Origin of the sequence: Kitasatospora sp. NPDC057512 (assembly GCF_042802135.1) — a bacterium.
In the GTDB taxonomy this organism is placed as follows: Bacteria; Actinomycetota; Actinomycetes; order Streptomycetales; family Streptomycetaceae; genus Kitasatospora.
The window spans coordinates 1-14,117 of sequence record NZ_JBHVET010000145.1; the positions used below are offsets into that span (position 1 = coordinate 1).

The following is a 14,117-nucleotide window of genomic DNA, read 5'->3' on the forward strand; positions in this document are numbered from 1 at the left end:
GGCGAGGGGCGCGGCGTAGGCCGGCGCCCGCGAGCGGGCGCCGGCCGGTCGGTCAGCCGCGGAGCAGGGGCAGCCGCTGGTTCGCCAGGCCCAGCGCGGGCGCGGCCGCCACGCCGACGCTCTGCGCCAGGCCGGCCAGCAGCAGCAGGGTGTTGCGCCGGCTCCTCGGCTCCTCGGCGGCGGGGCTGGTCAGCACCGGCAGGGCCTCGGCGAGGCTCTGCCGGTCCGCCTCGTGGAGCCGCCCGTCCCGGGCCAGCTCGGTGACCACGGCGGCGAGCCGGGCGAACAGCGCGGCAACCTCCGGCGGCAGGGCCTGGTCGCCGGCCGGGCCGTTGTAGTGCTGGATGCCGACGTTGCCGCTGCCGCCGTGGATGGTGACCCGGTCGCCGTACTGGACGTTCGGACGCTCGTCGTCGTTCACTTGCTGACTCCCGTGTTTCCCTGGCCGCCGTAGATGTTGACGCTGTCGCCGAACTGGTACTGCCGCAGGTCCACGCTGATGGTCTGGACGATCTGCTGGAACTCGGCCTGCGGGTTCTCGATCGCGCGGGTGATGGTGGCTTGCAGCTCGAACGCCGGCTGCGCGGTGAGCCAGGCCAGCACCGCGGTCGGCGGGCCCGCCGTGTCCACGGCCAGCACGTACAGGTCGGGCCGGCGCAGCACCGGCCAGGTGAAGATCAGGAAGTAGATCGCCACGACGATCACCGCGCCGACGACCATCGCGCCGGTCCCGGAGTCGGAGGACGAGCTGTACAGGCCCGACGATCCGCTGGTGGCCTGCGAGATCACGAACACGGGCACGAAGACGATGAAGGCGAAGGCGAGCAGCCGCAGGAGCGCGCGGCGCCGGCCGGGCACGATCAGGGAGGTGCCGACCCGGGCCACGTTGGCCAGCGGGTACGCGGCCTGCCCGATCCAGAGGATGCGGTTGGTGACCGCGACGCGGGTGGTGGTCGGGGCGCCGGCGGGGCCGCTCGCGAAGGCCGGCGGCGGGGCGGTGGGCGGCGGCGGCCCGAACGGGGCCGGTGTCGGCGGCCCGCCGGGCGGAGGCGGCGGAACGAACGGGAAGGAGCCGGTCTGCCCGGCCCGGGTCGAATCGGAAGGATCGGTCGGCTGCATGGCCATGTCCCCCAAGGCTGTCGTGCGAGGGAGGACAATGTGCCAGCACGCCTAGGGTCCGCACAAGTTCATTGGCGCGACCGGTAACTGACGTACCGTCGGTTCGTATGCCCCGGCCCCGGCCCCGCGCCGACCCGTCAGCCCGGCCCCGCCGACCCGCGGGCCGTCAGCCCAGCCTGCCGCGCAGCACGCCGGGGCCGGAGCGGGCCCGGCGGGACCGCGGCGGGCGGGACGGGCGGACGTCGGAGCGGGCCGGCTGCTCGGCCGCCTCCGCGGCCCGCCGGGCCAGTGCGGCCCGGGCGGCGGCCAGCGCGACCCGGGCCAGCAGCGGGTCCTCCCGGAGGCCGGCCGCGCGCTTGGCGCTCTGGCAGGCGGTGCACCAGACCGGCGAGGCCGGTCCGTCCGGGTACACCATGTCCTCGGGCGGCAGGTAGTGCCCACCGCACTCGACGCATTCGAAGACGAACCTCATCCGACGATCACCGTTCCGGATCCGTGGCACCGGCCGCAGGGCGACCAGAAGGTGTGGACGCTGGGCACCATGCTTCCTTCCTCGTCCAGTTCGACCGTGGCCTCGGTCTTCTGGGTCCCCCCGGACCCGCCGCAAGCGGAACAGGACTGAACCTCGGGCATATGCCGTCCTTCCGTAGCGGACCCACCGTAGCGCGATTCCTCGTCAGGAAGCACGGCCCCGGGCGATCCACCACCCGTACGGGTAGCGCGAACCGCCGGCGCACGCCCGTCGCACAAACAACGTCGGCCCCTCGCCTGAGCACCAGAGCGAGGGGCCGACCGTAGCGGGGGAGTCGTCAGCCGCGGGCGGCCCGCAGGAACTCCCGGTTCATCGCCGCGATGCTGGGCAGCGGGATGCCCTTGGGGCAGGCGGTGGCGCACTCACCGGTGTTGGTGCAGCCGCCGAAGCCCTCGGCGTCCATGGCCGAGACCATGTCCCGCACCCGGGCGGCCCGTTCCGGCGCGCCCTGCGGCAGCACGTTGAGGTGCACCACCTTGGCGGAGGTGAAGAGCATCGCCGAGCCGTTCGGGCAGGCCGCCACGCAGGCGCCGCAGCCGATGCACTCGGCGTGCTCGAAGGCGGTGTCGGCGGCCTCCTTGGGGACGGGCGTGGCGTGCGCCTCGGGGGCGCTGCCGGTGGGGGCGGTGATGTAGCCGCCGGAGCCGATGATCCGGTCGAAGGCCGAGCGGTCCACCACCAGGTCCTTGACCACCGGGAACGCCGCCGCCCGCCAGGGCTCGACGTCGATGGTGTCGCCGTCCTGGAAGTGCCGCATGTGCAGCTGGCAGGTGGTGGTGCGCTCGGGGCCGTGCGCCTGGCCGTTGATGACCATGCCGCAGGCGCCGCAGATGCCCTCGCGGCAGTCGTGGTCGAAGGCGACCGGCTGGTCGCCGCGGGTGATCAGCTCCTCGTTGAGGGTGTCCAGCATCTCCAGGAAGGACATGTCCGGGCTGATGCCGTCGACCCGGTAGGTGGTCATCGAGCCGGGTGCGTCCGGGCCCGCCTGGCGCCAGATGCGCAGGGTGAGGTTCATGCGTAGCTCCGCTGGGTGGGGTGGACGTACTCGAAGTCGAGTTCCTCGCGGTGGAGGACGGGTGCCTCGCCGGTGCCGGTGAACTCCCAGGCGGCGGCGTAGGAGAACTCCTCGTCGCGGCGGGCGGCCTCGCCGTCGGGGGTCTGGCTCTCGGTGCGGAAGTGGCCGCCGCAGGACTCGGCGCGGTGCAGCGCGTCCAGGCACATCAGCTCGGCCAGCTCGAAGTAGTCGACCAGCCGGTTGGCCTTCTCCAGCGACTGGTTGAGCTCCTGCCCGGTGCCCGGCACCTTGATCCGGCGCCAGAACTCCTCGCGCAGCAGCGGGATCCGCTCCAGCGCCCGGCGCAGCCCGGCCTCGTCGCGGGCCATCCCGCACTCGTCCCAGAGCAGTTCGCCGAGTTCGCGGTGGAAGGAGTCCGGGGTGCGGTCGCCGTCCACCGCGAGGATCAGGTTGAGCCGGTCCTCGACCTCGGCCTCCACCTCGGCGAGCACCGGGTGGTCGGCGGGCACGGCCGGCAGCGGGTGGCGGGCCAGGTAGTCGTTGATGGTGGGCGGCAGCACGAAGTAGCCGTCGGCCAGGCCCTGCATCAGGGCGCTGGCGCCGAGCCGGTTGGCGCCGTGGTCGGAGAAGTTGGCCTCCCCGATCGCGAACAGGCCCGGGACGGTGGTCTGCAGGTCGTAGTCGACCCAGAGCCCGCCCATCGTGTAGTGGATCGCCGGGTAGATCCGCATCGGCACCCGGTACGGGTCCTCGGCGGTGATCCGCTCGTACATCTCGAAGAGGTTGCCGTACTTGGCCTCGACGGCGTCCCGGCCCAGCCGGCGGATCGCGTCGGCGAAGTCCAGGTAGACGCCCTGGCCGCCGGGGCCGATGCCGCGGCCCTCGTCGCAGACGTTCTTGGCGGCCCGGGAGGCGATGTCGCGCGGCACCAGGTTGCCGAAGGAGGGGTAGATCCGCTCCAGGTAGTAGTCCCGCTCCTCCTCCGGGATCTGCCCGGGCGGCCGGTCGTCGCCCTTCGCCTTGGGCACCCAGATCCGGCCGTCGTTTCGCAGCGACTCGCTCATCAGGGTGAGCTTGGACTGGTGGTCGCCCGAGCGCGGGATGCAGGTCGGGTGGATCTGGGTGAAGCACGGGTTGGCGAAGTACGCGCCGCGCCGGTGCGCCCGCCAGATCGCGGTGGCGTTGGAGTTCTTGGCGTTGGTGGAGAGGTAGAACACGTTGCCGTAGCCGCCGCTGGCGAGCACCACGGCGTCCGCGGTGTAGGAGCGGACCTCGCCGGTGACGAGGTCGCGGGCGACGATGCCGCGGGCCCGGCCGTCGACCACCAGCAGGTCGAGCATCTCGGTGCGCGGGTGCAGCTCCACGTTCCCGGCGGCGACCTGCCGGGAGAGCGCCTGGTAGGCGCCGAGCAGCAGCTGCTGGCCGGTCTGGCCGCGGGCGTAGAAGGTCCGGGAGACCTGGACGCCGCCGAAGGACCGGGTGTCCAGCAGGCCGCCGTACTCGCGGGCGAAGGGCACGCCCTGGGCCACGCACTGGTCGATGATCTCCACCGACACCTGGGCCAGCCGGTGCACGTTGGACTCGCGGGCCCGGAAGTCGCCGCCCTTGACGGTGTCGTAGAACAGCCGGCGGACCGAGTCACCGTCGTTGCGGTAGTTCTTGGCCGCGTTGATGCCGCCCTGGGCGGCGATCGAGTGGGCGCGCCGGGGGGAGTCCTGGAAGCAGAACTGGACCACGTGGTAGCCCTGTTCGGCCAGGGTGGCGCCGGCCGCGCCGCCGGCCAGGCCGGTGCCGACGACGATCACGGTGTGCTTGCGCCGGTTGGCCGGGTTGACCAGCTTGGCGTCGAACCTCCGCTGGTCCCAGCGCTGTTCGATCGGCCCGGCGGGGGCCTTGGCGTCGGCGACCGGCTCGCCGAGGGTGTACTCCAGGTAGCTCATGTCACCACTGCTCACTTCACGGCTCCGGTCACCAGGGCTCACGTCACTACTCGGGTCACCGGTGCTCACTTCACGACCCCGGTCACCGGTGCTCACTTCACGACTCCGGTCATCACGGCCACGGGGACGGACAGGAAGCCGGCGGTCAGCACCAGCGCCAGGCCGTTCGCGACCAGCTTGAGCGCCCGGTCGCGGCGGGCGTTGTTGGCACCGAGGGTCTGCGCGGCGCTCCAGAACCCGTGCCGGATGTGCAGGCCGACGGCCAGCATCGCGACGACGTAGAACACGTCGACGTACCAGCGGCCGAAGGAGGCCACGATGTTCTGGTACGTCTGGCCGTGATCGGTGCCCGGGTTCACGGTCAGCGTGGTGAGGTCGAGGATGTGCCAGACGATGAACAGCGCCAGGATCACCCCGCCCCAGCGCATGGTCCGCGTCGCGTAGCTCGCGCGGCGGCGCTTGTGCACGTACCGGCTCGGGCGGGCCGCGAGGTCGCGGCGGCTGAGCTGGTACGCGGAGACGCCGTGCAGCACCACGGCGGCCAGCAGGCCCGCCCGGGCGATCCACAGGAACCACTCGTGGCCCAGGAAGGGTTGTCCGATGGTGCGCAGCCAGGCCGCGTAGCCGTTGATGTCGTCCGGGCCGAAGAACACCTTGAGGTTGCCCAGCATGTGCGCGACCAGGTACAGCAGCATGGCCAGTCCGGTGACGGCCATGACCGCCTTCTTGCCGACGGTCGACCGCCACAGGGTCGCCAGGGTGGACGGATGCCGGGCCGTCCGAGTCGCGGTTGTCATGGCAGCAACGGTAGGGACGGCGGCGAGGGTACGTCCAAGACATGATGCGGCTCGTGACGATAGGCGTGGACTATCGCTGCGGCCTATCCTGGTCCTGTGCAGCTCCAGCAACTCCGCTACTTCCTGGCCGTCGCCGAGACCCGGCACTTCACCCGGGCCGCCGAGGCGGCGCACGTCGCGCAGCCGTCACTCTCGCAACAGATCCGGGCGCTGGAACGGGAGTTGGGCGCGGAGCTGTTCCACCGCACCCGGGGCAACATCGCGCTGACGGACGCCGGTGACGCCCTGCTGCCGCTGGCCCGGCGCATCCTCGCGGACACCGAGAGCGCCCGGCTGGCCGTGCAGGAGACGGTGCAGCTGCGCCGCGGCCGGGTCCGGCTGGGCGCACCGCCGAGCCTGTGCACCAGCCTGGTGCCGGACGTGCTGCGGGTCTTCCGGGACCGCTACCCGGGGGTGGCGCTGGTGGTCCGCGAGGGCGGCTCGCGCGATCTGGTCGGCTGGCTGGCGGCGGGGGAGCTGGACCTCGCGCTGACCATCACCCGGCCGAGCGGGGAGCAGGAGCCCGCGCTGGCGGTCACCGAACTGCTGCACGAGGAGCTGGTGCTGGTCGCGGCCGGGCGGCCGGGCCGGCGCAAGGTCCGGGTGACGGAGCTGAAGGGCCGACCGCTGGTGATGTTCCGGGAGGGCTACGACGTCCGCGAGGCGACCCTGGCGGCCTGCCGGGCGGCCGGGTTCGAGCCGGAGTTCGCGGTGGAGGGCGGCGAGATGGACGCGGTGCTGGGCTTCGTCCGGGCCGGGATCGGGCCCGCCGTCGTCCCCGGCATGGTGGCGGCCCGCTCCGGTCTCGCGGTGACCGCCTTCGCCGGGCCGGGCCTGGGCCGCACCATCGCCGTCGCGCAGGGCCACGAGGTGCCGCTCACCCGCGCGGCGGAGGCGCTGCGGGACACCCTGCTGGCGCACCTGCGCGACGCCGCCCGGGACGGCGAACTGCCGCCGGGGACACGGCTGTTGCTGCCATGAGTCCCGGGTCGAGCCTTTCAGCGGCCGGTCACGCGCCGGGCGACGCACCGCCCGAGCGCAGCGTGAGCAGGGTGATCTCGCTCGGCGCGAAGACCCGGAACGGCGGGCCCCAGAAGCCGGCGCCGCGGCTGGTGTAGAGCCGGGTCCGCTCCCCGTGCCGGCTCAGGCCGTGCACCACCGGCTGGTCGATCCGGACGAGGAGGTTGAACGGCCAGATCTGGCCGCCGTGGGTGTGCCCGGAGACCTGCAGGTCGATGCCGGCGGCAGCGGCCTGCGGGACGTACTTGGGCTGGTGGGCGACGAGCAGGACCGGCAGGGCCGGATCCGCCCCCGCCAGCGCGCCGACCAGGTTCGCGCGGTGTCCGGCCAGGCCGGAGGACTCCGCGGTCACGTCGTCCACGCCGGCGAGCACGAGGGCGTCCCCGCCGTGCTCCACCACGAGGTGGCGGTTGTGCAGCGGCTCCCAGCCCAGGTCCGCCATCCGGTCCAGCCAGCCCTGGGCCTCGCTGCCGTACTCGTGGTTCCCCGTGACGTAGACCTTGGCCAGCCGGGCGCGGACCGTCCCGAGCGGCGCGGACTGCTCCCGGCGCTGGGCGGGGGTGCCGTCGGCGATGTCGCCGGCGTGGACCAGGACGTCCGCGTCGAGCGCGTTGACCGCCTCGGCGACCCGCGCCGACCAGTCCGCCCGGTCGATCGGCCCGTAGTGGGTGTCGGCCAGCACCACGACCCTGGTCCCGTCCAGGCCGGCGCCGAGCCGCGGGAGGCGCACGTCCACCCGCTTCACCCGGGGCACGCGCATCGCCTCGTAGTGCCCCCAGCCCAGCAGACCGGCCGAGACCACGGCGACGGCCACGGCCACGGCCCTGGCCCGGTCGGTGCCGCCGACGTCGAGCCCGGCCAGCACCAGGTCCACCGAGCCGCCCAGCACCGACCAGGTGAACAGCACCCAGACCACCCCGAGGCTGGTGTCCGCGACGCGGGCGGCCCGGTCGCTGCGCCGCCGCCCGTGGCCCGCGACCATCAGGAAGGGGAAGGAGACCAGCCAGGCCGCGAGGACGACCGTGCCGGCCAGGAAGACCGGGAACGGCCAGTCGGCGCCGGAGGCGAACAGCGTCCACCAGGGCGGGAGGCACAGGAGGACGAGGACGAGCACCAGGACCGCCAGCCGCCGGACCGGGGAACGCCGACGCCCCGCGCCCCTGCCCGGGGGCTCCGTGCCCGCCCCGGGCCGGGCGGCGGCCACGACGGTCTCCGGACCCTCGCGGTCCGCCGACCGGCGTCCCGACTCCAACCCCGTGGATTCGCCTGCTGTCACCGCGTCGCCCTCACATCCGCTGCCGTGCCCTGCTCCCCATCATCCGGCAGACCGTCGCCGACGGTCCCGCCCGGGGCCGCCGTCGTCGACCGGTCCGTGCGTCACGGGGCCGCGACGGCGCCGCGACGAGGCGTCCCCACCGGCCCGGGGCCCGGGCTCAGCCGCCGCCGTAGGTGGACTGGGTGACCGCGAAGACGTTGCGTCCGCCCGTGGTCTCCTGCAGCGACCACAGCAGGTCGGGGTCGGTGGCGTCCTCCCAGTAGGAGAGGCTCTCGCCGCCGCCCACCCAGGCGAAGGTCGAGGGGCCCGCGGTCGGGGTCCAGTAGTAGAGCTTCTTCTGCCCCGAGGAGTTGAACCACCACCGGCCGTTGTGGGAGGCCACGCCGTTGAGGTTGTACCAGGGCAGTTGGAGGGCCTGGCTGGCGGTCGTCGTCGCGGCGAACGTCGTCGCCCCGGAGGCGAACGGGAAGCGGACGGCCCTCGGCGGGCGGTTCGGGTAGTCGACGCAGTCCGCCTGGCAGGTGTACTCCGTCATCACGATCGACTTGCTGACCCGGTCGAGGGAGACCGACGACCACACCAGCTTGGATCCGGAGGCGGTCTGCGCGGTGACCGTGCCGATCTGGGGCAGCACGTAGGCGTAGTTGTGGGCGTAGTAGACGGGCCCGGACTGGCGGCCGATCTGGTCGGCGGTGCCGCCGGTGTCGGTGTTGAGGATCTTGCGCATGTCGAAGACGCGCATGCCGCGGCCGGTGTCGGCGACGTAGAGGTAGTCGCCGTACCAGGAGACGCCGCCGGCGTGGATCGGGACGTCCTTGAAGTCCGGCGCGGCCGCGGTGCCGGTCGGCTCCACCAGGAGGATCTTGCGGTAGGTGTTGGGGTAGGTGGCGTCCCAGTCGACCAGGGTGATCCGGCTGCGCTGCTGGGCGCCGCCGCAGCCGTCCTTGGTGTACCAGCTCACCAGCACGAGCTGGTGGCCGTCGTAGTTGCCGCTGTTCGCGGTCCCCACGGCGTCCCGGCTGGTGGTGATGCCCTGGGGGAAGCTCTGGCAGTCGGAGTTGTCGCCGTCGTCGAACCGGAAGCCGGTGGTCAGGCCGGCCACGGAGAAGGACGCGGGGAGCGCCTGCCGGTCGTGGTTCGCGTTCTCCATCACCGTGTGCACGGCGGAGGTCCCCAGCGTCGTGGCGAGCGCCGAGTTGAGCGTGTCGTACTGGTGGTAGTCCGAGGTGAGGGTGTAGTCGGACGCGGTCAGGGCCGTCGGCGCCGCGGCGGCCGCCGCCGGCGAGGCACCGGCCAGCGTGCCGGTGACGAGCAGGCCGGCCGCGAGCAGCGCCCTCGCCGCTGTTCTGACTTGACGGAACATCAGGGTGAGCCCTCCGTACGCGATGGATCAACGGGGGCACACGGTAGGGCGCGTTGAGCATGTCCGCAACACCCCGCGATCTCCTTGCGGGCGGGCGGGCGTGCGTGCGTGCGGGCACGGCGAAGGCCCGGGGCCGCTCCTCGGGTTCCGCCGGGCCCCGGGCCTTCGTGGTGCGTGCGGTCAGGCCGGCAGGACGGCCTCGAGCGCGGCGACCAGCTCCGGCGACTCCGGCTCGACGGGCGGGCGCAGGCGCGCGGCGACGGTGCCGTCCGGGGACAGCAGGAACTTCTCGAAGTTCCAGGCGATGTCCCCGGCCTGGCCCTCGGCGTCGGCGACCTCGGTCAGCTTGGCGTACAGCGGGTGGCGGTCCTCGCCGTTGACGTCGATCTTCTCGAACAGCGGGAAGGTCACGCCGTAGGTGGTGGAGCAGAAGGTGCGGATCTCCTCGGCGCTGCCGGGCTCCTGTCCGGCGAACTGGTTGCAGGGGAAGCCCAGCACGGTGAACCCGCGCCCGGCGTACCGCTGCTGGAGCCGCTCCAGGCCCTCGTACTGCGGGGTCAGACCGCACTTGGAGGCGACGTTGACGATCAGCAGCGCCTTGCCCTTGTGGTCGGCCAGCGAGGTGGCCGCGCCGTCGAGGGTGCGCAGCGGGATGTCGTACAGCCTCACGGGGGTGGTCCTTTCGGGAAGTCGTCGGGCCGGGCCTCTTCGTGGGCCACGGTAGCGGCCGTCAGGTGGTCAACTGCGGTCGGCGTGCCGATGTTCCGGGCGCGGGGGCGGGTGGGGGCGTGCGGAGCGGCTCGTCCGCCCCACCCGCCCGGCGCGTACGGCCGGTGCGTGCGACCGGTGCGTGCGACCGGCGTGCGCGACCGGTGCGTGCGACGCGTTACGGCGCCAGCGGCCTGATCGCCGTCGGGGCGTGCTCGGGGAGGGTGGCCGGCTCCTCGAACTCGTTGACCTTGTCGATGTCGGCGGCGGCCATCGCGATGTTGGTGACCCGCTCCAGGATCGCCTCGACCACGACCGGGACGCGGAACTCGGCGGCCAGCTTCCTGGCCTCCTCGAAGGCGGGCAGCAGGCCCTCCGGCTCGGTGACCCGGATCGCCTTGCAGCCCAGGCCCTCGACGACCTTGACGTGGTCCACGCCGTAGCCGCCCAGCTCCGGCGCGTTGACGTTCTCGAACTCCAGGTTGACCTGGTAGTCGATGTCGAAGGCGCGCTGCGCCTGGCGGATCAGGCCCAGGTAGGAGTTGTTCACCAGCACGTGGACGTACGGGATGCGGTGCTGGGCGCCGACCGCCAGCTCCTCGATCATGAACTGGAAGTCGTAGTCGCCGGAGAGCGCGACCACCTGGCCCCCCGGGTCGGCGGTGGCGACGCCCAGCGCGGCCGGGATGGTCCAGCCGAGCGGCCCGGCCTGGCCGCAGTTGATCCAGTGCCGCGGCCGGTAGACGTGCAGCAGCTGGGCGCCGGCGATCTGGGACAGGCCGATGGTGGTGACGTAGCGGGTCTCCGGGCCGAACGCGCGGTTCATCTCCTCGTACACGCGCTGCGGCTTGAGCGGCACGTCGTCGAAGTGGGTGCGGCGCTGGAGCCGGGCCCTGCGCTCCTGGGCGGCGGCGGCCCAGGCGGTGCGGTCCTTGAGCGTGCCGGCGTCCCGCAGTTCGCGCGCCACCTCGACGAACAGCTCCAGCGCGGCCTTGGCGTCGGAGGCGATGCCGAGGTCCGGGGCGAAGATCCGGCCGAGCTGGGTGGGCTCGACGTCGACGTGGACGAAGGTGCGGCCCGCGGTGTAGACGTCCAGGCCGCCGGTGTGGCGGTTGGCCCAGCGGTTGCCGATGCCGAGGACGAAGTCGGAGGCGAGGAAGGTCTCGTTGCCGTAGCGGTGCGAGGTCTGGAGGCCGACCAGGCCGGCGTTGAGCGCGTGGTCGTCCGGGATGACGCCCCAGCCCATCAGGGTGGGGACCACCGGGACGCCGGTGAGTTCGGCGAACTCCCGCAGCAGTTCGGCGGCGTCGGCGTTGATGACGCCGCCGCCCGCGACGATCAGCGGGCGCTCGGACCGCTGGAGCAGCGCGACCGCCTTCTCGATCTGGACGCGGTTGGCGGCCGGCTTGTAGACCGGCAGCGGCTGGTAGGCCTCCGGGTCGAAGTCGATCTCGGTCAGCTGGACGTCGATCGGCAGGTCGATCAGGACCGGGCCGGGGCGCCCGGAGCGCATCAGGTGGAAGGCCTGCTGGAACACGCCGGGGACCTGCCCGGCCTCCAGCACGGTGGTGGCGGCCTTGGTGACGGGCCCCGCGATCGAGGCGATGTCGACGGCCTGGAAGTCCTCCTTGTGCAGCCGGGCGACGGGCGCCTGGCCGGTGATGCAGAGGATCGGGACGGAGTCGGCGATCGCCGAGTACAGGCCGGTGATCATGTCGGTGCCGGCCGGGCCGGAGGTGCCGACGCAGACCCCGATGTTGCCGGCCCTGGCGCGGGTGTAGCCCTCGGCCATGTGGGAGGCGCCCTCGACGTGCCGGGCCAGCGTGTGCCCGATCCCGCCGGCGGCCTTGAGCGCGGCGTAGAACGGGTTGATGGCCGCGCCCGGCACGCCGAACGCGACCTCAACGCCTTCGAGTTTGAGGATCTCCACGGCCGCGCGGGCGGCTGTCATACGAGGCATCGGATCTCTCCTGCGTCGGCCCGCAGTGGCTCGGAGGGCTCATCTCTCGAATTCCACCATACGGAAGAACGGTTTCTGTATGTGGAAACACGGTAGGGCGGGGCTCGTCGGGGCGTCAAGGGGACTTCAACAGAACGTGGAAGCCGGGGGCGGGGCGCCGGACGGCGGGGATTCGCACGCCAGGACGGCGATCGCGCTGGTGTACCCGGGGAAGCGGACGCTCCGCACCGGGAAGAGCGGCCGGTGTGCAGTGGCGGTGAAGGGACGGTGCCTGCGGTGGGCCCGTCCCGCCGGGCTGGGTACCGTCGGTGCCACGCCGGGCCCGTGACGTCCAACTGAGGCCGCGGCAGGGGGGTTTGGGAGCGCCGCGGAGCGGGGGAACTCCGCCGGCGGCCCCGTCCAGGACCAGCGCGCCCGGTCCGCCGCACCCGAGCGAGGGACGCTCCCCCTGACCGCACCGACCCGACACCCGCCGCCGCGCTCTGGTCCGCCCGGACCCGCGGCCGTACCGCTGTCGCCGCTCCTCCGCGGTCCTCTCCTCCGTGCTCCTGCTCCCCGCCCTTCGTCCTGCTCCCCGCTCCTGCTGCTCCCCGCCCTTGCGACGGCGCGCCCGCTGCGGCGGACGCGCGGAAGGAACGCCCCCATGCGCTGCTGCACCCCTGTCCGGTCCCTGGCGGTGACCGGGTGAACCCGCCGCCCCACCGGAGCGACAGCCCGCCGGGCCGCCTCCGCAAGCACGGCCCGGCGGGCCGGCCCCGCACCCCGGCCGCCGTCCTGCGCACCGTCCCCTGGCGCCACGACCTGCCGGCCTCGCTGGTGGTGTTCCTGGTCGCCCTCCCGCTCTGCGTCGGCGTGGCCGTCGCCTCCGGCGTCCCGGCCGAACTCGGACTGGTCACCGGCATCGTCGGCGGCCTGGTGGCCGGTCTGCTGCCCGGCAGCAGCCTCCAGGTCAGCGGGCCCGCCGCCGGACTGACCGTCCTGGTCGCCGACGCCGTCCAGCGCTTCGGCGTCGGCGCGCTCGGCCTGCTGGTACTCGGCACCGGCCTGCTCCAACTGGCGATGGGCGCCCTGCGGCTCGGCCGCTGGTTCCGGGCGATGTCCGCGTCGGTGGTGCACGGCATGCTGGCCGGCATCGGACTGACCCTGGTGTTCGGCCAGCTCTACGCGCTCGCCGACCGCCGCGCCCCCGCCACCGGGCCCGAGAAGCTCGCCGGACTGCCCGACCTGCTGGGCGACGCGCTGACCGCCGCGGCCGACCCGAGCGCCGTCTCCCTCGGCCTCGGCACCCTGCTGGTCCTGGTCGCCTGGAAGTACCTGCCCGAGCGGGTCGCCCGCGCCGTCCCCGCCCCGCTGGCCGCCGTCGGCCTGGCCGCCGCCGTCACCGCGGCCGCCGACCTGCCGGTGGCCCGCGTCCACGTGGCCGGGCTGCTCGACGTGGTGCGCCTGCCCGGCCGCGACGCGCTGACCGCCCTGGCCGGCCCCGCCGGGCTCGGCACGGTCGTCGCCTTCACCCTGATCGCCTCCGCCGAGACGCTGTTCAGCGCCGCCGCCGTCGACCGGATGCACCACGGCCCGCGCACCGACTACGACCGCGAGCTCACCGCCCAGGGCATCGGCAACACCGTCTGCGGGCTGCTCGGCGCGCTGCCGATGACCGCGGTGATCGTGCGCAGCGCGACCAACGTCCAGGCCGGCGCGCGCACCAAGGCCTCGCGGGTCCTGCACGGCGGCTGGCTGCTGCTGTTCACCGCGCTGCTGCCCGGCGCGCTCGGGCTCGTCCCGCTCACCGCGCTGGCCGCCGTCCTGGTGCACGCCGGCGCCAAGCTGGTGCCGGTGCGCCGGATCGTCGCGCTCTGCCGCGGGCACCTGGGCGAGGCGGTGGTGCTGGTGGTCACCACGGTCGCGATCATCGCCACCGACCTGTTCGACGGGGTGCTGATCGGCGTCGGCCTGGCGGTGGCCAAGTCGGCCTGGCAGACCTCGCATCTGCAGATCGCGGTGGAGGAACAGGAGCAGCCGGCCGGGCAGCCGCTGCACCGGGTGCGACTGAGCGGCAACGCCACCTTCCTGCGGCTGCCCCGGCTGCTGGACACCCTGGAACGGCTGCCGGGGGACCGGCCGGTGGAACTGGACTGGTCCGGGCTGCGCCACCTGGACCACGCCTGCACGGTGGCGCTGGTCTCCTGGGCCGACCAGCACCGGGCCCGCTCCACCGCCCCGCTGGCCGTCGAACCGCCGCTGCCCAGCGTCGCCTGACGCGGGGGCAGGTCGCGTGACGTCCGGCCTGCCCGCGTGACCTCCGGCCCGGGCGCGGGACGTCTAGCCTGGTCGCGGTCCGGGCGCAGGCC

Annotated in this window: 12 protein-coding genes; 2 read left to right on the plus strand and 10 right to left on the minus strand. The window is 73.5% G+C overall.

The window, feature by feature from the left end:
• Window positions 1-52 precede the first annotated feature (52 nt).
• From ACFU6K_RS12740 to ACFU6K_RS12765, 6 genes are all read right to left on the minus strand, one after another.
• Complete coding sequence (locus tag ACFU6K_RS12740) at window positions 53-421, minus strand: hypothetical protein (protein ID WP_380662570.1); 369 nt, start codon at window positions 419-421, stop codon at window positions 53-55.
• On the minus strand, window positions 418-1,125 hold the full coding sequence (locus ACFU6K_RS12745; protein WP_380662571.1) for a DUF6232 family protein: 708 nt from the start codon (window positions 1,123-1,125) through the stop codon (window positions 418-420). The genes ACFU6K_RS12740 and ACFU6K_RS12745 overlap by 4 nt, the downstream gene beginning before the upstream one ends.
• A gap of 160 nt (window positions 1,126-1,285) precedes the next feature.
• A complete protein-coding gene (locus ACFU6K_RS12750) occupies window positions 1,286-1,591 on the minus strand; it encodes a hypothetical protein (protein WP_380662572.1) in 306 nt (101 codons plus the stop codon).
• Between the two features lie 337 nt (window positions 1,592-1,928).
• On the minus strand, window positions 1,929-2,666 hold the full coding sequence (locus ACFU6K_RS12755; protein WP_380662573.1) for a succinate dehydrogenase/fumarate reductase iron-sulfur subunit: 738 nt from the start codon (window positions 2,664-2,666) through the stop codon (window positions 1,929-1,931).
• Entirely contained in the window at window positions 2,663-4,606 is a 1,944-nt protein-coding gene (locus tag ACFU6K_RS12760) for a fumarate reductase/succinate dehydrogenase flavoprotein subunit (RefSeq protein ID WP_380662579.1), read from the minus strand. Before ACFU6K_RS12760 ends, ACFU6K_RS12755 begins: the two co-directional genes overlap by 4 nt.
• Before the next feature lie 92 nt (window positions 4,607-4,698).
• Window positions 4,699-5,403 carry a succinate dehydrogenase cytochrome b subunit gene (locus ACFU6K_RS12765; protein ID WP_049652714.1) on the minus strand — a complete coding sequence of 235 codons (705 nt, stop codon included), beginning with the start codon at window positions 5,401-5,403 and terminating at the stop codon, window positions 4,699-4,701.
• Between the two features lie 96 nt (window positions 5,404-5,499).
• On the opposite strand from ACFU6K_RS12765, the gene ACFU6K_RS12770 reads away from it, so the two are divergent.
• Complete coding sequence (locus ACFU6K_RS12770) at window positions 5,500-6,423, plus strand: LysR family transcriptional regulator (RefSeq protein WP_380662574.1); 924 nt, start codon at window positions 5,500-5,502, stop codon at window positions 6,421-6,423.
• A 28-nt stretch (window positions 6,424-6,451) separates the two neighbouring features.
• Here ACFU6K_RS12770 and ACFU6K_RS12775 read toward each other — a convergent pair whose 3' ends face one another.
• From ACFU6K_RS12775 to gcl, 4 genes are all read right to left on the minus strand, one after another.
• On the minus strand, window positions 6,452-7,666 hold the full coding sequence (locus ACFU6K_RS12775) for a metallophosphoesterase (protein WP_380662575.1): 1,215 nt from the start codon (window positions 7,664-7,666) through the stop codon (window positions 6,452-6,454).
• A gap of 229 nt (window positions 7,667-7,895) precedes the next feature.
• Entirely contained in the window at window positions 7,896-9,101 is a 1,206-nt protein-coding gene (locus ACFU6K_RS12780) for a hypothetical protein (RefSeq protein ID WP_380662576.1), read from the minus strand.
• Window positions 9,102-9,281: 180 nt separating this feature from the next.
• On the minus strand, window positions 9,282-9,770 hold the full coding sequence (locus ACFU6K_RS12785; RefSeq protein WP_380662577.1) for a glutathione peroxidase: 489 nt from the start codon (window positions 9,768-9,770) through the stop codon (window positions 9,282-9,284).
• A 217-nt stretch (window positions 9,771-9,987) separates the two neighbouring features.
• Entirely contained in the window at window positions 9,988-11,769 is a 1,782-nt protein-coding gene (gcl, locus tag ACFU6K_RS12790; RefSeq protein WP_380662578.1) for a glyoxylate carboligase, read from the minus strand.
• A gap of 774 nt (window positions 11,770-12,543) precedes the next feature.
• On the opposite strand from gcl, the gene ACFU6K_RS12795 reads away from it, so the two are divergent.
• Window positions 12,544-14,025: a SulP family inorganic anion transporter gene (locus ACFU6K_RS12795; protein WP_380662580.1), complete on the plus strand. Its 1,482-nt coding sequence runs from the start codon at window positions 12,544-12,546 to the stop codon at window positions 14,023-14,025.
• The last annotated feature ends 92 nt before the right edge of the window (window positions 14,026-14,117 follow it).